The 15,896-nt window shown below is 38.2% G+C and carries 18 protein-coding genes and 1 tRNA gene; 7 read left to right on the top strand and 12 right to left on the bottom strand.

All coding sequences use genetic code 11. The features are described 5' to 3' along the window. Positions 1 to 61: 61 nt before the first annotated feature. From E4635_RS09630 to E4635_RS09590, 9 genes are all read right to left on the bottom strand, one after another. Complete coding sequence (locus E4635_RS09630; protein ID WP_169630235.1) at positions 62 to 739, bottom strand: hypothetical protein; 678 nt, start codon at positions 737 to 739, stop codon at positions 62 to 64. 256 nt (positions 740 to 995) lie between these two features. Next, a tRNA-Phe gene (locus tag E4635_RS09625) sits at positions 996 to 1,080 on the bottom strand. Positions 1,081 to 1,263: 183 nt separating this feature from the next. After that, the gene (locus E4635_RS09620) at positions 1,264 to 1,911 is read right to left on the bottom strand and encodes a hypothetical protein (protein ID WP_135526424.1); all 648 of its coding nucleotides are present in this window, start codon (positions 1,909 to 1,911) and stop codon (positions 1,264 to 1,266) included. 158 nt (positions 1,912 to 2,069) lie between these two features. After that, positions 2,070 to 2,771 (bottom strand): FRG domain-containing protein, encoded by a 702-nt coding sequence (locus E4635_RS09615; RefSeq protein ID WP_135526423.1) that lies wholly within the window; start codon positions 2,769 to 2,771, stop codon positions 2,070 to 2,072. A gap of 415 nt (positions 2,772 to 3,186) precedes the next feature. After that, the gene (locus tag E4635_RS09610) at positions 3,187 to 4,713 is read right to left on the bottom strand and encodes an ATP-dependent nuclease (protein WP_135526422.1); all 1,527 of its coding nucleotides are present in this window, start codon (positions 4,711 to 4,713) and stop codon (positions 3,187 to 3,189) included. A gap of 284 nt (positions 4,714 to 4,997) precedes the next feature. Next, positions 4,998 to 5,192: a hypothetical protein gene (locus E4635_RS09605; protein WP_135526421.1), complete on the bottom strand. Its 195-nt coding sequence runs from the start codon at positions 5,190 to 5,192 to the stop codon at positions 4,998 to 5,000. A gap of 991 nt (positions 5,193 to 6,183) precedes the next feature. Further along, positions 6,184 to 6,843, bottom strand: coding sequence for a response regulator transcription factor (locus E4635_RS09600; RefSeq protein WP_135526420.1), 660 nt, complete (start codon positions 6,841 to 6,843; stop codon positions 6,184 to 6,186). 2 nt (positions 6,844 to 6,845) lie between these two features. Continuing rightward, on the bottom strand, positions 6,846 to 7,667 hold the full coding sequence (locus E4635_RS09595) for a sensor histidine kinase (RefSeq protein ID WP_135526419.1): 822 nt from the start codon (positions 7,665 to 7,667) through the stop codon (positions 6,846 to 6,848). Between the two features lie 615 nt (positions 7,668 to 8,282). Further along, positions 8,283 to 8,591 (bottom strand): hypothetical protein, encoded by a 309-nt coding sequence (locus tag E4635_RS09590; RefSeq protein ID WP_135526418.1) that lies wholly within the window; start codon positions 8,589 to 8,591, stop codon positions 8,283 to 8,285. A gap of 356 nt (positions 8,592 to 8,947) precedes the next feature. Here E4635_RS09590 and E4635_RS09585 point away from each other — a divergent pair, with 356 nt between their 5' ends. The 7 genes from E4635_RS09585 to E4635_RS09555 all read left to right on the top strand — a co-directional run bounded on the left by E4635_RS09585 (position 8,948) and on the right by E4635_RS09555 (position 12,923). Further along, on the top strand, positions 8,948 to 9,310 hold the full coding sequence (locus E4635_RS09585) for a DoxX family protein (RefSeq protein ID WP_135526417.1): 363 nt from the start codon (positions 8,948 to 8,950) through the stop codon (positions 9,308 to 9,310). 5 nt (positions 9,311 to 9,315) lie between these two features. Next, a complete protein-coding gene (locus E4635_RS09580) occupies positions 9,316 to 9,534 on the top strand; it encodes a DUF4287 domain-containing protein (RefSeq protein WP_135526416.1) in 219 nt (72 codons plus the stop codon). Positions 9,535 to 9,707: 173 nt separating this feature from the next. Next, a complete protein-coding gene (locus E4635_RS09575) occupies positions 9,708 to 10,289 on the top strand; it encodes a YdeI/OmpD-associated family protein (RefSeq protein ID WP_211518750.1) in 582 nt (193 codons plus the stop codon). A 36-nt stretch (positions 10,290 to 10,325) separates the two neighbouring features. Beyond that, complete coding sequence (locus E4635_RS09570) at positions 10,326 to 10,892, top strand: DUF4256 domain-containing protein (protein ID WP_135526414.1); 567 nt, start codon at positions 10,326 to 10,328, stop codon at positions 10,890 to 10,892. A gap of 114 nt (positions 10,893 to 11,006) precedes the next feature. Then, complete coding sequence (locus E4635_RS09565) at positions 11,007 to 11,561, top strand: carboxymuconolactone decarboxylase family protein (protein ID WP_135526413.1); 555 nt, start codon at positions 11,007 to 11,009, stop codon at positions 11,559 to 11,561. Positions 11,562 to 11,615: 54 nt separating this feature from the next. After that, positions 11,616 to 12,029: a nuclear transport factor 2 family protein gene (locus E4635_RS09560; RefSeq protein ID WP_135526412.1), complete on the top strand. Its 414-nt coding sequence runs from the start codon at positions 11,616 to 11,618 to the stop codon at positions 12,027 to 12,029. Positions 12,030 to 12,041: 12 nt separating this feature from the next. Then, the gene (locus E4635_RS09555; protein ID WP_135526411.1) at positions 12,042 to 12,923 is read left to right on the top strand and encodes a helix-turn-helix domain-containing protein; all 882 of its coding nucleotides are present in this window, start codon (positions 12,042 to 12,044) and stop codon (positions 12,921 to 12,923) included. A 30-nt stretch (positions 12,924 to 12,953) separates the two neighbouring features. Here E4635_RS09555 and E4635_RS09550 read toward each other — a convergent pair whose 3' ends face one another. The 3 genes from E4635_RS09550 to glyA all read right to left on the bottom strand — a co-directional run bounded on the left by E4635_RS09550 (position 12,954) and on the right by glyA (position 15,819). Then, positions 12,954 to 13,934 (bottom strand): WD40 repeat domain-containing protein, encoded by a 981-nt coding sequence (locus E4635_RS09550; RefSeq protein ID WP_135526410.1) that lies wholly within the window; start codon positions 13,932 to 13,934, stop codon positions 12,954 to 12,956. Continuing rightward, positions 13,918 to 14,430 carry a hypothetical protein gene (locus tag E4635_RS09545; RefSeq protein ID WP_135526409.1) on the bottom strand — a complete coding sequence of 171 codons (513 nt, stop codon included), beginning with the start codon at positions 14,428 to 14,430 and terminating at the stop codon, positions 13,918 to 13,920. The genes E4635_RS09550 and E4635_RS09545 overlap by 17 nt, the downstream gene beginning before the upstream one ends. A 114-nt stretch (positions 14,431 to 14,544) precedes the next feature. Next, complete coding sequence (gene glyA, locus E4635_RS09540; RefSeq protein ID WP_135526471.1) at positions 14,545 to 15,819, bottom strand: serine hydroxymethyltransferase; 1,275 nt, start codon at positions 15,817 to 15,819, stop codon at positions 14,545 to 14,547. Positions 15,820 to 15,896 lie beyond the last annotated feature (77 nt).

Genomic DNA, 15,896 nt, shown 5'->3' with positions numbered 1-15,896 from the left:
TTAAACATCAGCTCCAGCCATTTTATAAAATCGCTGTTAGAGGCAGGTTTTTATTTGATGATTAAAGACCTTCTCCGTTTGCTCTGTTATATTGATGGTCATAGTACATTGAAATGGAATATTTTCCATTATGTTCACTAATCATAAACCAAACTACCTTATTGAAGTTACTCTCATCAACCTTTTTTTTCATTATCACACTCAAACGCTCCTTATCTTCCTCATTAAATGTCTCTTTTTTTAAAAGGTTACTCATTTCGATTTCTAAAGAGTCGTAATCTGCTGTCTTTTGATAAAAAATAGCTTCATAACGTTTATTCTTGACTGATAATTCATAAGAAATATCTTCGCCTTCTGGTATAATGTATTTTGAAATAGTGGAGTCTGGCAGTGAAAGATATTTTTTATTATTTTGGAATTGTTGTAGGAGCGTGTTGAACCTTATTCTAATGTCCGTTTCCTCTAGTGTGTTGGCATCGGCAACCATAATTCGGCATACTTTATTGTTGTTTGTCACAATATATATATTGACGTCTATTCCATTGAATTCACCTACTAAAACATCTTTTTTATATGGACTAATTGTATATCCTTTAGTCTTTAACTTTTGTATCATTTCAGACTTGCTTCCATCGACAGGAATACCGAGAAATTGTGTTACATCTTTTTGAGCATACAATGCTATTGGTAAGATGAGTAACATAAAGAACCACATTGTTTTTTTTATTTTTTTGCTCATTACTTTTTATATTTTTATTTGAACTTATTCTTTTTTTATATTGAGTTATTTTTCTAATATCTATTATAAGTAATGTCATAAAAAGAGTGATTTTCATCTTTTATTTTTTGGAACATGAATTTTGGAACTATATGAGCCTCTATTAATTTTTTCTCTTTTTGACAAAGTTTGCAAATTCCCATAGGTAGTTTTTAAAATTAATTGAAGTTGTCTAAAATCCCAAATGGCTCCCTCGGGAGCCATAACTAAAATTTAGCGGAGAGAACGGGATTCGAACCCGTGGGAAGAATAAACGTCCACTTGTGTTTCAGACAAGCGCAATAAACCACTCTGCCATCTCCGGATAAATTCTTATTTAAACTTACTCGGAAATAGTTAATTGTAAATTTATAATTTCTTTTTTATGTTTCCCAATTTATGTTCTTAATTTTCTTTCTGCCCAATAATTACTGTCAACGTGCCGGGGTTTTGCTAGGCTGGAGTCTTTGGAGCAGAGTATTCTCTCTACAATTAGCTAATATTAACTATTGAAATATTAATTCAACTATCTTTTTTCCGTAGATATTAATTTCAAATTCATTTTTAGTATTAGGAACTTTGTCATCCTGATCATGTAAAAATATGTCACCACTAATTCCAAGATTTGTCAGAACGCCGATACTGTATAATTCATCTAATTCATCGTATTCGTATAATGTAATTCCATTATTATAAATTGAAACTAACACTTTTAAGTCTTCAAAATAAGCTCTGTCGATTATATGTGACAATTTTGAAAACATTTTATAATCAATTTCTCCTTTAATAGCAGCGGCAAATAGCTTTCCTAACATTTCCGCCTTATTGTAGTCATTAAATTTGTCAAGTATTAGCAAGAGACTTTCGCTAACTTTTTTTTTATAATTGTTATCTGTATCTATTTTATGGATGAACTGATTTTTATCTAAATCTGAAATTTCCTTAAGTTCAAACAGAAATAAGCATATCTTCTTAAGTAAGATTTGATCTTTGATGCTATATCCAACTTTAGCTAAACTAAATATCGAACCGACAATAGGTATATCTTTTAAGGCTCCGTCTTTAATTAGTGAATCGATTCCTATCTCTAAAAAGTCTTTTGAAACTTCTCCAAGTTCATTTAAAATTATTGAGTTGTTTTCGTCAAGTTTCATTTTTACGATTATGTTTGTTTCAATAGCAGTTAACGTTCCGCGGCTTGGCGAGGTTAGGGACTTTGTAGCAGAGTATTTTCTACCGAAACGAATATATGAAATAAAACGGTAATTCCACTAAACCCCTAATCTTGCGAAACCGCTGTTAGCAGTAGCTTTTAGTCTAAACCATCTTCATCAAATGTATTATTCCAAAAATTGTTGTTTTCTGCAAACCAACTCAAATGTTTTGATAAACCCTCTAAGTCAGGGAATAAAGTTAAATAGTTTATGCCGTACTGATTAAGCATATGTGTTATTTCTTTTTTTAGTTCTGATGGAATAATAAGTTTTTCTAAATGACCATCCTTTGTATCATCATTTAGTGCATTTTTAGGGTCTAAATGTATAGTGAAATAGCCGAATTGATTTGCAATTCTGTTTGAAGAAACATTAGGCTGAAAAAAAGCAATTGGAATGGTTAGTTCAAAGGGACCATATTTTTCATGTAGTACACGATGATTTGCCTTATAAATATAAACGGCTCCATCTTTTTCATAATTTTCCGATGCTGCGAAAAAAAATGCAACTAGTGGATTGTGAGTCCAATCTAATAGCCTTGTTGGAAGCCCAGTATGTTGAGCAATTGATAGCAACTCCCATTCATTATAATTTTCTCTTTCTAGGTAGTATGGTGCTCGTCTTTTCCAATGTTCAAATATGGTAATATCTCTTACTTTTTTAAACTCTTGTCTTCCAGCTTTTGGGGTTAATTCCCAATATTTATCACTTTGACCTCTAAATTTAAAATGACTTGCTTTTCGGAATCGCTCCAAAAATTTATGCAATTGATCAATTGATTTTAGAGTTGTTTCTTTCATCGTTTTAAACTTCGTTTAAAGTTACTGCTAACTCATAAATATACGCAAGTACTCTTTAACTTTTCCAAAAAAAGCACTCAATATCTTTTTCTTTCCTACTCCAAAGTATGATACAAGACTAATTCAATCCCAATTACCATAATTACAATACCTAAAATATCTTTATAGTTTACAATGTTTGTTTCCTTATAGGACGAAGCAAACTTTCTTATATCTCGTACAAGTAAAATAACGAATAATAAAATGGGTAGAAATTTCATATTTCAAATCAGTTGTTATTTTTCTTTTTACTCATTTCTTTTGCCATTAACAAAGCGTTATAAGCATTCACAACTTTTCCCGATTTAGAAAGTTCAGAGAAAGGTTTTAAAGTAGCTTCTTTCTTGCCTGGTACTCTATTGCTATGCGAATGTGCTTATACGAAAATAGGATTTAATAGTCCTTGTAAAAGACCAACATTATTTATTCCATAATATATAGAATAATATTGCGTCAGCATAATTTTTATTCTAGGCTCATCTAAATTTGTAGCATTTTTTATTCTCTCAATATAATATTGTATTCTAACCTTTGCAGCATCTCTTGGGTTTGCAGAATAGACTAGTCCACGATTATTTTCATCAACAATAATTTGAGAAATGTCGAAAACTTCGTTAAATAAGTTTTGTAGTGGAATTATATGTGTTGTAGGATTATTATTTAAGTGAGTAACAATTCCTAGCTCAGGTGTAATTGGTAAATATTTAATTATTTGGTTATTTGCATTAAATACATTTAATAATTCTTGTTCGCTAATTGTTCTGTTCACTTTTACAGCCAATGTATTTATGGTTAATTGCACATCTTGATCAAGAAAACTATAGACTTTAGTATTTGATGGTATTAAATAAGACATTGATGAAACCATGAAGTATACAGTTTGTTTATATCCAGCAACAGGAAGTATTTTCATTATTGGTCTTCGTGTTGTATTTATATGTGTTAGATAGTAATTTATAAGTTCTTGCAATAGATATTTAGCTGAAATATCTTCAACAAAAAAAACAATATCCGGTTGTACTTCTTCGGTTATTGCAACATTTTGTAATGCTATTGCGGGATAGCAATCATATTCTACTTCAACATTCCCATTTGAATTTCTTGATAGAAAAATAAGCCTAGGAGCTGCTTTTATTAAACTAGATGAATGTGTCGATAAAATAACAGTTAGGTTTTTATTATTGGCAATTCTTTTTAAGAAATTTAAAAAAAGGATTTGGACTTTAGGATGTAATGCTAGCTCAATTTCGTCGATTAAAACTAAACCATTATTTACAGCATTACTTAATTCACTTAATGCATTCAATATAAGAACTTCGCCTAAACTAAAATTCTTTTCAGAAAAATACCTGTTCTGACCTCCAACTGTTCCTAGGGGTAAAACATATCCGAAATTTCGTCTAACATTACCTAAACCTTTTCCAATCAATTTAATTCTACGTAAATCTGTAAATTTAGTTGTTTGAAAAATTTCATTCATCCCATCTTTTATAAATTGAGAAGCTGCTGAAATGTTCGCTGTATTTAATTCTTGATTTTGTATATAAAACCTTTCATCGCTAGAAGTTAAATAAATTACCTGACTAAAACCCAAATGTAATAGAAGATTGGAATTTTTCCTTGGAGCTGGTACCCACCGCGTATTTTTATATCTGTATGTGACAGAAGTAGTGGCATTTCTAATATATGTTATTCTTGCATTCCTATAATTATCAAATTGATCATTATTAGAAGTCTTGAAATGCCTTTGAAATGCATAACTATTTATTATTCTTTCTAGGCATGTAAGTAGAGTTGTTTTTCCCGATCCATTAACACTCGTTAAAACATGTACTCCTCCATTTGGAATCTCAAAGTTTAGCAGCCTGATATTCTTTAGATTTTCAATTATAATTGAAGGCATAATATGAATGTTTGGTTAATTTGCAGCCGCATAACGTTCCGACGCTTGGCAAGTCTACAAAGTTTAGAACTGATTATTTTCGGTTAAGATAAAATTTCTTGCGAAACGTAAACATTTATTTTCTACAAAATTCGCGATCGCACCAACCCGATAGCGCGGATTTGCAATCTGTGCCAGTTCCAATTATTACAAATCTAATATAAGATTCAACTTTTTAAAGCTTTTGCTCTTTATTTTCTTTGTGAGCACGGGTTGCAAATCCGTGCTATCGGGTTTATTGTCTATTATTTACCTATAACATAAACAGCACTAAATGAAAATAAAGAATCTGACGGTGCTACAAACTCTACACTTCTAATCACCCAGCCTTCCTCTAAGTATTGATTTAATTGCGTCGGTTCAAATTCAAGAAAATGAATATTTTCTTTTAATTTTTCCTTCAGTTCAGAGTTAATATTTACGATTATAACTTTTGTCATGATTACTATAGTTTAAGATTTCTATACAAGGCAATTTATACATATTTTGACCTTCAAGCAATACGTATAAACACTTACTTTTCCATCCTTATAACTCATCATAGTATTGTTATATTCAAACATTGTCTTTCTTATCTATTTAATGACTTTCCTGTTAAGATAAATCTAAAATTTCCCCTCATGCAATAAAGTATGTATCAATATCATCTGAATATTCTCAACAGCAATTATCCAAAAGCAAATAGTCCGAATTTTTGTTTCAGGCATTCTTACAAAATTTGTGGCAATTTTTCTTCAAATTATTTTTTTGCCACAAAAGTTGTGGCAATTTTTTCTGTTGTATTTTTTTTGCCACAGTTTTTGTGGCAAAATTATTTGGGATTGTTTTTTTGCCACAAAGAAAATACTAACAGCAGTTTTACTTGAAAAGATTCCTCCTTTGTCGGAATGACAAGATTGCGCAACGTTTGTCATTCCGACGAAAGAGGACACGAGTGTAGCGAACTGACGAAGTAATCTCTGTAAACTGATTTCTTGTTTCTTTTTCTTTTGCCTTGATACAAACCGAAGTATGAGGTTCAGTGAACACCGATGAAAATAAATTTACGGTGAACTAAAAGAAACAAAAAATCAAGCCTGATTGTTTTTTACTTAAAATCTACGGATTTTCTTATCGGGAATCAGGCCGCTCTTCGTTCCTCCTCGCTTTTTGGTTCCCTCCTTTCTGCCAACGCTAAAATACTTCCTTGATTTTTTGCGTAAAAAACAAAAGGGCGTGGTGTAGGGCGTGGAAAGATTGGGGAGATCCCTCCTTCGTCGGGATGACAAACGTTAAGATAAAACATCATGCATAGGCTAAAGCTTGCGTGATCTTGTCATTCCGGCAAAGGAGTGCACGAGTGAAGCGGACTGACAAAGTAAATCTCAACAAAACTATTTCTTTGCTCTTGGTTCTTGCTTCTTTGTTCTTAATAAAAAACAACCCTATCCCTCACACCTCCTCCAACAACAATAACCCATGCCGTAAGGCAAACAGCACCACTCCTATGAAGTTTTTAGAGTTGGTTTTTTCCATGATCCGTTTGCGGTGGGTTTCGACGGTACGCACATTGATGCAAAGCTTGTCGGCAATTTCGTAGCTGCTCATTTCTTTGCAGGCTAATCGTATGACATCCATTTCACGGCGGGTAATCGGTACTGGGGAAGCCAAAAGATTAAGTGGCAGGCGTTTTTCCCATAGTATGGCTTCACGGATTACAGAAGCCAGGTCGTCGTCGAAAAAATAATCTTTTGTTTTAATGCCCAAGATGGCTTTTTCGAGTTTTTCGGGTTCGGCATCCTTGGAGAAAAACCCATTGGCGCCCAATTCCATGACTTTGTGAATACTTTCTTTGGTAGTGAGCTGGGAAATGATCAGGATTTTGATCTCCGGGTATCGTTTACGCAGTTGCTTGCAGGTTTCATAACCGTCCATTCCAGGCATTTGGATATCGAGCAAGACCAAATCAATCGGGACAGACTCCAGTTGTTCTAAAAATTCGTTCCCATCGCCGGCCTGTAAAGCCACTTCGGCACCATCGATGGCGGCAATTAAAAGCGCCAGGCTCTTTCTAAAAAGACGATGATCATCAACCAAGCCTATTTGCAGCATATTTATTTTTTTAATGTAATTGTGAAATGATTCCCTTTTGGCGCTTCCTTTTGTTCCATCCGTGCTCCTATGACCTTCAACCTGGAACTGATATTCTTGAGGCCGCTTCCTGTGGCAACTGCCAATTGTCCTTTAAAATCAAAGGGTGTCCCGTCATCGGTAATCTCAAGACGGTATTCTTCATTAGAGGAAGATATAGCCACATGGCAATGGGTAATGGCACCGTGTTTGATCATATTGGTTGTAAGTTCCTGGACAATACGCAAGAGTTCGTAACCGGTTTGTTGGAAAATCTCAGGAGCATCTGTCGTACAGTTCACTTCGAATTGAATCTTGGAATTCAGTGTGAGCCGTTCGAAATAATCCTGCAATGCTGCTGTAAATCCTGCCAGTTCCAATAAGGGCGGCATAAGTTTGTAGGATACTTGCCGGGTGTTTTCCAGAGCGGCTTCCACCCCACTTTTGATTTCGGCAAAAAGCGCTTTCTTTTCAGTATCCTGCTCGTTGCGCTGTAAAATGGACAGGTAATTCCGAATGGCATTCAGGTCGCCGGAAACGCCATCATGAAGGTCTGCAGCAATACGCACCCGTTCCTGCTTTTCGCTTTCCAGGGAGGCTTTCAATAAGAGTTCGGCTTCCCTGCGTTTCATTTTGATGAAATAATTCTGGTAAAATAAAACAAGGAACAATATGCCAAAGGCAAACAGCAGCATAACCGCCGTCCCTATCCAAAGCGTTGAAGCTATTTCACTTTTCCCTTCCAAATTCCAAAAATTAATAAGGTCCTGAAAATAAAATTCAGCATTGTCATGATAAGCGTCCATAAGTTAGCAAAATCTGTAGGGGCTTGCTTATAAAGCGCATCACTCAGCAGGTATAAAAAGACGCTGCCGGCGTAAAATAAAAGTAAACCGGAGACAAAGTAAAATGCAGGGTTCCTGAGTAATGAATCAAAATAAAGTTCTAGGAACAAATTCCTAAACCATAAGATAGCAAAAAGCAAAACCACTACCAACTGAAAAATGGTAAGATACGAATTCGTTAACAGGTTATCAGAGGATTTCCAAAAAAAATATAGGAGCCAAAAATAAAAGAAACAGTAAACAGCTGAAAATAAGATATAGAAAAGCGTATACCGTTTGCGTAAAAGATGGTAAAAAAAATAGGCAATCAATGCAAAAGCAGCTATTTTATTGAATCGCAGCCAGTAATCGCTGTTTACCTTCAATAGTATGGTAAAAATGAATTCATAAAGACTGCCTAAAGCTACAAACCATATAAAGGGTTCAAGGTAAATTACTTCTTTGCTCACTTTCCGCTTAAGTACCAATAGCAGGACCAGCGGTAGCAAGCCATATAGAATAACGGTATTGCGTAATAGTTCTATCATGTAGCGGGAAACCTAGAAGATACAGGTCTCCCGCCAAAATTAGAAAAATTTAATCTAATATACTATTAATTGGACAATAAGGAGGGCAAACCGCCATATCATCCATGATGAGATCCCGCATATCGTTTTCCTGTGGATCAACTCCTACCAGCACCTGATTCATTTTCTCTTGCTTTACATCGTATCCGTTATAAATCCGGATGCCGATACAGTCATTCTGGACCAAAAGGCTGTTTACGTTATTTGCGCCAATAAAAGAGGCTTTGATCTCATTCGGATACCTTCTCTGGAATTCGGAAATATACTCCTGCGCTGTGGTTAAACTAATTGCCCCACCTGTGTTTGCATCTAATGCCATTTTGTATTTTTTTAAAGTTAGTGGGACGAATGTAGAATCGCGCTAAACCCTTTAAAATACCGGCAAACACCGCTTTTGATAGGTAGTAATACGTAGAAAAACGGCTTTTAAAAAAAAGGGACGTCAGGGTATCTTCCTTACAGAAAAAAAAAGTGGTAAAAAACGATATGAATACCCTGTTCTTTTTACGTATTACTATGTCATTTTCAAGGAGCTGTTTTCGATTGGGCAAAAACACCCAAACACTAATCACCCTTTGTCGCAAACCACCCTTTTATTGTCTTTTTTGCACATTATAGGTTTGCGTAACCTGCCGCATCTTTGTGGTATCCATTAACACTTAAAAAATCAATATCATGAAAAAAGACAAAATCATTTTCTGGACCACGACTAGTATTATTTTTATTATGGAAGGGCTGATTCCTGCCTTTACTTCACAAACGGAACTGGCCAAGGAAGGCATCCGGCATTTGCAGTATCCGGTTTATTTTGGCAATGCGCTGGTAGTATTCAAAATTTTGGGAGCACTGGCCCTGATTTTTCCACAGGCTCCTAAACTTGCCAAAGAATGGGCGTATGCCGGCTTCAGTTTTGTATTGCTGTTTGCATCGATCAGTCATTTTGCCATTGACGGCTTTGGGTTTGGTGTTTTGCTTCCTTTGATTTTCTTGGGCATCTTACTAGTCTCTTATCGATTTTACCACAAACTAAATTCTTAACAGCCATGTCATTTCAAGCGTATATCAATAACATCAAGGCCAAAACGGGCAAAAGCCCAGAAGATTTTAAAAAACTGGCCGAAGAAAAAGGATTCCTGGAAGCCGGAGAAGTCAAACCGACTGTAAAAGCTACCCAAATTACCAATTGGCTCAAAGAGGATTTTGACTTGGGCCACGGGCATGCCATGGCTATTTATGCCTCTTTTAAAGGAAAGACAGAATAATATCCAATGGCAAAAACTGCTGCAAATGCCCCTATTATGCGGGCATTTTGTGTTTATGATACTTTTGATTTGCTATCCTGAAAACGAAAATAGTCAGAAAATTTGTATATTTATCGATTGAAGAACAAACCAATTCCCAGCTATTAAAATACCATACCATGACAAGAAGCAGCATGAACCCTAACGTTGATTTTTATTTTGATACCGCCGAACAATGGCAGCCCGCTATCGAAAAATTAAGGACCATTGCCCTGGATTGCCAGCTTACCGAAGAATTGAAATGGGGCTCTCCCTGTTACACATTCCGGGAGAACAACATCGTCCTGATCCACACCTTTAAGGACTACTGCGCTTTTTTGTTTTTTAAAGGTGCCCTGTTGCAGGATACCCATGGCATTTTGGTACGGCAGGCAGAAAATGTGCAGGCGGCACGGCAGGTACGGTTTACAAATCTGGAGCAGATAAAAGAATTGGAACCTGTGCTAAAAGCCCATATTTATGAAGCCATAGAAGTGGAACGAGCCGGCTTGGGGGTTGTTTTCAAAAAAACGGACGAATTTGCGGTTCCCGAAGAATTCCAGGTAAAACTGGCGGAAAACCCAGATTTCAAAAAAGCATTCGAAGCCCTGACACCCGGGCGGCAAAGAGGGTACTTATTACACTTTTCGGCACCGAAACAATCCAAAACAAGGGTATCGAGGATTGAAAAATGCATGGATCAGATTTTCGATGGAAAAGGATTGAATGACCTGTAAAGCATTGCTTTCCCTAAAAACAAAAAACAGAAACCTATGAGCAATACTGCAAAAGAATTGACGGCGGAGCAAAAAACATCCCTGCTTGCCACGTTGAAAACACGCTTTGAGAAAAACAGCCATCGCCATAAAGGCCTTACCTGGCCTGATATTGAAGCCAAACTCGAATCTGAGGCTGCTAAAACCTGGTCGCTCCATCAAATGGAAATGACCGGTGGTGAACCTGATGTTATTGGCTATGATGAAAAAACGGGCGAATATTTGTTTTGCGATTGTGCTGCGGAAAGCCCTAAAGGCCGCCGGAGCTTTTGTTACGACCGCGAAGCACTGCTTTCCAGGAAAGAGCACAAACCGGCTCATAATGCCCTGGACATGGCTGCCGAGATGGGCATTTCCCTACTAACCGAAATACAATACAAAGAATTGCAGCAACTTGAGAATTTCGATGCGAAAACATCCAGCTGGATCCAAACCCCGGCTGCCATCCGTAAATTAGGCGGCGCCCTTTTTTGTGATTTTCGGTACGGGACTGTCTTTTTGTACCATAATGGTGCTGAATCGTATTATGCGGCAAGGGGTTTCAGGGGAATGTTGCGGGTGTAATCATCTTTCCTAAAAAATCATCCATTAACAAGCATTATTTGTCCATTTTAAAACGTTGCCCGCTGTTTGATCTTTGTACTGTCAATAATGACAATCAATTTAAAAGACAAAGACATGCAACGAATCAACGCACTCGATCCTGAAACGGTTTCAGGAAAAACAAAAGAACTTTTCAATGCCGTACAGGGAAAATTAGGCATGGTGCCCAACATGATGCGGACTATGGGGAATTCCCCGGCGGCCCTTAACGGTTATTTATCTTTCAGCGGAGCTTTGGGCGAAAGTGCCATCGGGCCAAAATTAGGGGAACTGATTGCGCTAACAGTAGCCAATGCCAACAGCTGTGACTATTGCAATGCAGCCCACACCTATATTGGCGGGAATTTACTGAAAATAGATTCGGATTCGATTGATTTGGCCAAGGAAGGAAAGTCAAAAGACCCGCAGACAGAAGCCGCTCTTGCTTTTTCCAGAACCCTGATTGCTAAAAAAGGGAATGTAAGCGCCCAGGATATCGATTCCTTGAAAAACGCAGGATTTACCGAAGGCATGATTACTGAAATCATTGCCCATACAGGATTGAACATCTTTACCAACTACTTTAACAATGCGGTTGGCATCGCTTTGGATTTTCCGGAAGCCGCTTTAATTGAAGCCGTAGCCATTTGATTTTAACCCCGGCAACCGGTTGAAATGCCGGTTGCCTTTTTTACACGACAACTTATGGAACAAAAACACCCTTTGCCACCGTTTACCCTCGAAACTGCTTTGGAAAAAGTAAGATTAGCCGAAGAGGCCTGGAACTCAAAGGATCCCGAAAGGGTCAGCCTGGCCTATTCTGAAGACACACAATGGCGGAACCGTACACAATTTATTAATGGCCGCAACGAAGTGAAAGCTTTTTTGAAATCCAAGTGGGAAACAGAACTGGATTATACCCTGAAAAAAGAATTATGGGGTTTCCGGGGGAACAGGATGGCCGTGTTGTTTGAATACGAATACCATAACAAGGAAGGGCAATGGTTCAGGGCCTATGGCAATGAAAATTGGGAATTTGACGACAACGGCCTGATGTGCAAACGGTATGCGAGCATCAATGATTTGCCTATCGCTGCATCGGAAAGAAAACTAAAATAGTATTTTTGCATCATGACAGCACAACACGCTTTTACTTTGGTGAATTCCCGCAACGGAAGCCTTTTCTTTAAAGTCCTTTCTTTTGAGGATTATTCGCATTTTGACCATCTGCAACGGCTCAATTATTATGCTATCATCCTCATTACGGCAGGCAGCGGGAAACTCAACGCGGATTTTGCCGAATACGATATCCGGGCCAATGACGTGCTTTTCTTTGCACCGTACCAGCCTTTTATGATTACCGGCAGCTGTCCGATAGAAGGGATTATCCTTTATTTCCATTCCGATTTCTATTGTATCCATAACCATCAGAAGGAAGTGGCCTGCAACGGGATCTTATTCAATAATATTTACGAATCGCCGGTGTTGGGTTTGGATGACAGGGAACTGGAACGCTTCCTGTCCAATATCGATCTGATAAAAGAAGAAATGAAAGCCGCGGAACTGGCACAACACGAATCGCTCATTTCCTACCTGAAAATCATCCTGATTAACCTGACCAGGATCAAAGTCCGGCAGGCGGCGGAACGGAAAATTTCCTTTTCCAATGAAAAAGAGCCTTTTATATTACAACACCTGAAAGATGCCATCGAGCAGCATTACAAAACAAAGCATTCCGCCAGTGAATATGCCGAATTATTGAACATCGCACCCAATTCGTTGGCAAAAATCACCAAAACACACCTGAACAAAACCCTGACGTATTTAATTTCCGAGCGCATTGTGATAGAAGCCAAAAGGGAACTGTACCTAACCTCGAAACCGGTTAAGGAGATTGCGTATGAACTGGGATTTAATGACGAATATTATTTCAGCCGTTTCTTTAAGACAAATGCAGATGTCTCGCCGCAATTGTTCCGGGAAAATGTAGGTTTTGCCAAAGGAGAAGCATAAAAAAATCCCTCAAACGAGGGATTTTATATTTTAGTCGAGGTCCCAAAAAAAGATCCCGCCTTTCAGGTCAATGGAAACCATTTGTTTTTCGCCCTTTGCTATCCGGAGTTTATGTACGGTGGCTTTATGGTCTGACAGGGTTTTCAAAAGTTCCCCGGTTGCCTTGTCCCATACGCGTATTGAGCGGTCAATACTCGCAGTATACATCTTATTGCGCGCAAACTTTGCGGTTGTCAGGTTCATGCTGTAATTGTCTTCATAAACTTTACTGTAATCCTCAACATCATGAGTAATCCAGTTGGGATGCTTGACTTTGAATGCTACCGTGTGCGAATTGCTGTTATATTTGGTACATTCATTATAATTCAGGGACAGGAAATTGCCTTCCGTATCCATATCGGCAAACTTCTTCAAATCTACAGTAACCTCTTTTTGTACAGTATTATTGTTTCTATCCCAATATGTCACTTTATTAGGACTGACAACGGTGGCTATGTTTTGCGTATTGATGGCTATAATGGTTCCTTTTGGGAAATCAGCCGGCAACGGCAATACCTGGTAATTTTTGGACGCGTCCCATATGTATTGGTTTCCTTTCTGGTCCTGGGTAACCAGGTATTTACAATCTTCGGAAAAGAAAACAGCAATGGACCACGTGGTTTTCAAAGGCAGGCTTTTAATGGTTTTTCCGGTAACGGCATTGATAATAAGGATGCCGTGTTCCAAAGTGGCTGCCGCAATTTCCTTTCGTTTGGGATGATAGGCTAAGGAAAAGACTTCATCCTGGATTTTTGCCACAGGGATTTCTTTCGGGTTTCCCTTTATCCTTTTGGCGATGCGCCCGCTATAAGTACCCACAAGTACGGTGTCTTTACTGCCGATATAGGTTACATCAGTGTACGATACCGGGTTTATATTGGTCATTTTAGGAATGAAAATATCCTGGGCCTTTCCGCTTATGGTGAAAAGGAAAAGCACTGCGAAGAGCATCGTATTATTTTTCATTTTCATATAAGGGTATGTTTTTATCGTTTTTTTTCACTTTTATGCCCGCATCTTCATCATTGGTTGATAATGTCACTACATTTTTCCTATCGGCACTGTTGAGTATGACGCTTGCAGCACCTTGAGGTTCGGATAATAGCAATAATTGCATGCTTGTTTTGGAATCCAGTGTCAGGAAGGCGTTCCCGAAATTGTCATCGGTCACGTAGCCTCCTCTTTCCTGTCCTTCCGCATCATAGAGCATCACGCCCGAAACCCCGTTTTTACCTCTTGAATTTGCCCTGCTCCCGTATCCGTTCTTACCAAAATTAGGTTCCGGCAAATGCGAACCCATAATAACCCGTTCAATCCCGAGGGAATCTACAATGACAACACCTCTTACCTTGATGATCTTGTCCTGGAAATCAAGAGTGGTTGTCGTTTTGTTAGTGAAAGAAAAAAGATAGAAACTAAAGGCCAGCAGGTTGCCGATGCTTAATGCGTAAAAGATTTTTGACTTCATTAGTAGTTATTTTAGTACTATTTTGACGGTTTATTTGAGAAAAGTTACAGCCTTTAGGGCATAAAAAAATCCCTCAAACGAGGGATTTTTCTTATATGTATGTATTTGAGGATATTAGAAAACAAAAATAGCTCTCTCGCCCATCATTTCATTTACCTGGTCGGCCACTTCTTCCAAAACAGCTTCGTCAGTATGGTTCATGATTACCTTATCGATGAAAGAAACGATTGTTTCCATATCTGCCTCAACCAAACCACGTGTTGTGATGGCCGGTGTCCCTACACGGATCCCAGAAGTCACAAACGGTGATTTGTCATCAAACGGCACCATATTCTTATTGACTGTGATTTCCGCTTTTACCAAAGCATTTTCCGCTTCCTTACCGGAAATATTCTTATTCCTAAGATCGATCAGCATCATGTGGTTGTCTGTTCCGCCGGAAATGATGTTATAGCCTCTTTTTACGAAAGCTTCTGCCATCGCTTTGGCGTTTTTCTGCACCTGCATGGCGTAGGTAAAGAACTCATCTGTAAGGGCTTCACCGAAAGCTACTGCTTTGGCTGCAATGATATGCTCCAAAGGCCCTCCCTGGTTGCCCGGGAAAACAGACATGTCCAAAACGTGTGACATCATACGGATTTCTCCTTTAGGCGTGGTCAATCCCCAAGGGTTCTCAAAATCCTTACCCATCATGATCATACCGCCACGTGGCCCGCGCAATGTTTTGTGCGTTGTTGTGGTTACGATATGGCAATGAGGGATTGGGTCGTTCATCAAACCTTTGGCAATCAAGCCTGCAGGGTGGGAAATATCGGCCATTAAAATTGCTCCTACTGAATCTGCAATTTCACGGAAACGTTTGAAATCCATGTCGCGGGAATATGCTGAAGCACCTGCAATGATTAATTTCGGCTGTTCTTTGGTAGCCGCTTCCTGGATTTTATCGTAATTCAGCATTCCTGTTTCCGGTTCTACCCCATAAAAGGAAGGATTGTACAGTTTCCCCGAAAAGTTAACCGGCGAACCGTGTGTAAGGTGCCCGCCATGAGACAAATCAAAGCCTAAAATCTTATCGCCGGGCTTAAGACAGGCTGCAAAAACGGCTGTATTGGCCTGGGAACCGGAATGCGGCTGCACATTTACGTATTCGGCACCGAAAAGCGCTTTAGCCCTGTCAATGGCAATCTGCTCGATTACATCGACTACTTCACAGCCACCGTAATATCTTTTTCCAGGATACCCTTCGGCATATTTATTGGTTAAAACGGAACCGGCAGCTTCCATTACCTGATCACTTACAAAGTTCTCTGATGCAATAAGTTCCAGTCCGTGGATTTGTCTGTCTTGTTCCTCAAGAATAAGGTCAAAAATTTGTTCGTCGCGTTGCATTTTATAGAATTTCATTAATTTGAGTTCAAAAATACAAAAAAACGTTGGCTAAAACCTCATATTATGATATATTTGGG

Source organism: Flavobacterium humi (genome assembly GCF_004745595.1).
Lineage (GTDB): Bacteria > Bacteroidota > Bacteroidia > Flavobacteriales > Flavobacteriaceae > Flavobacterium > Flavobacterium humi.
Note: the sequence above shows the minus strand (reverse complement) of the source record. Positions and strands in the feature narration are given on the sequence as shown.

Bases quoted from the DNA above. Each gene is read 5' to 3' on its own strand.
- E4635_RS09630 (WP_169630235.1), bottom strand. From the start codon at position 739: ATGAGCAAAAAAATAAAAAAAACAATGTGGTTCTTTATGTTACTCATC.
- E4635_RS09620 (WP_135526424.1), bottom strand. From the start codon at position 1,911: ATGAAACTTGACGAAAACAACTCAATAATTTTAAATGAACTTGGAGAA.
- E4635_RS09615 (WP_135526423.1), bottom strand. From the start codon at position 2,771: ATGAAAGAAACAACTCTAAAATCAATTGATCAATTGCATAAATTTTTG.
- E4635_RS09610 (WP_135526422.1), bottom strand. From the start codon at position 4,713: ATGCCTTCAATTATAATTGAAAATCTAAAGAATATCAGGCTGCTAAAC.
- E4635_RS09605 (WP_135526421.1), bottom strand. From the start codon at position 5,192: ATGACAAAAGTTATAATCGTAAATATTAACTCTGAACTGAAGGAAAAA.
- E4635_RS09600 (WP_135526420.1), bottom strand. From the start codon at position 6,843: ATGCTGCAAATAGGCTTGGTTGATGATCATCGTCTTTTTAGAAAGAGC.
- E4635_RS09595 (WP_135526419.1), bottom strand. From the start codon at position 7,667: ATGGACGCTTATCATGACAATGCTGAATTTTATTTTCAGGACCTTATT.
- E4635_RS09590 (WP_135526418.1), bottom strand. From the start codon at position 8,591: ATGGCATTAGATGCAAACACAGGTGGGGCAATTAGTTTAACCACAGCG.
- E4635_RS09585 (WP_135526417.1), top strand. From the start codon at position 8,948: ATGAAAAAAGACAAAATCATTTTCTGGACCACGACTAGTATTATTTTT.
- E4635_RS09580 (WP_135526416.1), top strand. From the start codon at position 9,316: ATGTCATTTCAAGCGTATATCAATAACATCAAGGCCAAAACGGGCAAA.
- E4635_RS09575 (WP_211518750.1), top strand. From the start codon at position 9,708: ATGAACCCTAACGTTGATTTTTATTTTGATACCGCCGAACAATGGCAG.
- E4635_RS09570 (WP_135526414.1), top strand. From the start codon at position 10,326: ATGAGCAATACTGCAAAAGAATTGACGGCGGAGCAAAAAACATCCCTG.
- E4635_RS09565 (WP_135526413.1), top strand. From the start codon at position 11,007: ATGCAACGAATCAACGCACTCGATCCTGAAACGGTTTCAGGAAAAACA.
- E4635_RS09560 (WP_135526412.1), top strand. From the start codon at position 11,616: ATGGAACAAAAACACCCTTTGCCACCGTTTACCCTCGAAACTGCTTTG.
- E4635_RS09555 (WP_135526411.1), top strand. From the start codon at position 12,042: ATGACAGCACAACACGCTTTTACTTTGGTGAATTCCCGCAACGGAAGC.
- E4635_RS09550 (WP_135526410.1), bottom strand. From the start codon at position 13,934: ATGAAAATGAAAAATAATACGATGCTCTTCGCAGTGCTTTTCCTTTTC.
- E4635_RS09545 (WP_135526409.1), bottom strand. From the start codon at position 14,430: ATGAAGTCAAAAATCTTTTACGCATTAAGCATCGGCAACCTGCTGGCC.
- glyA (WP_135526471.1), bottom strand. From the start codon at position 15,819: ATGCAACGCGACGAACAAATTTTTGACCTTATTCTTGAGGAACAAGAC.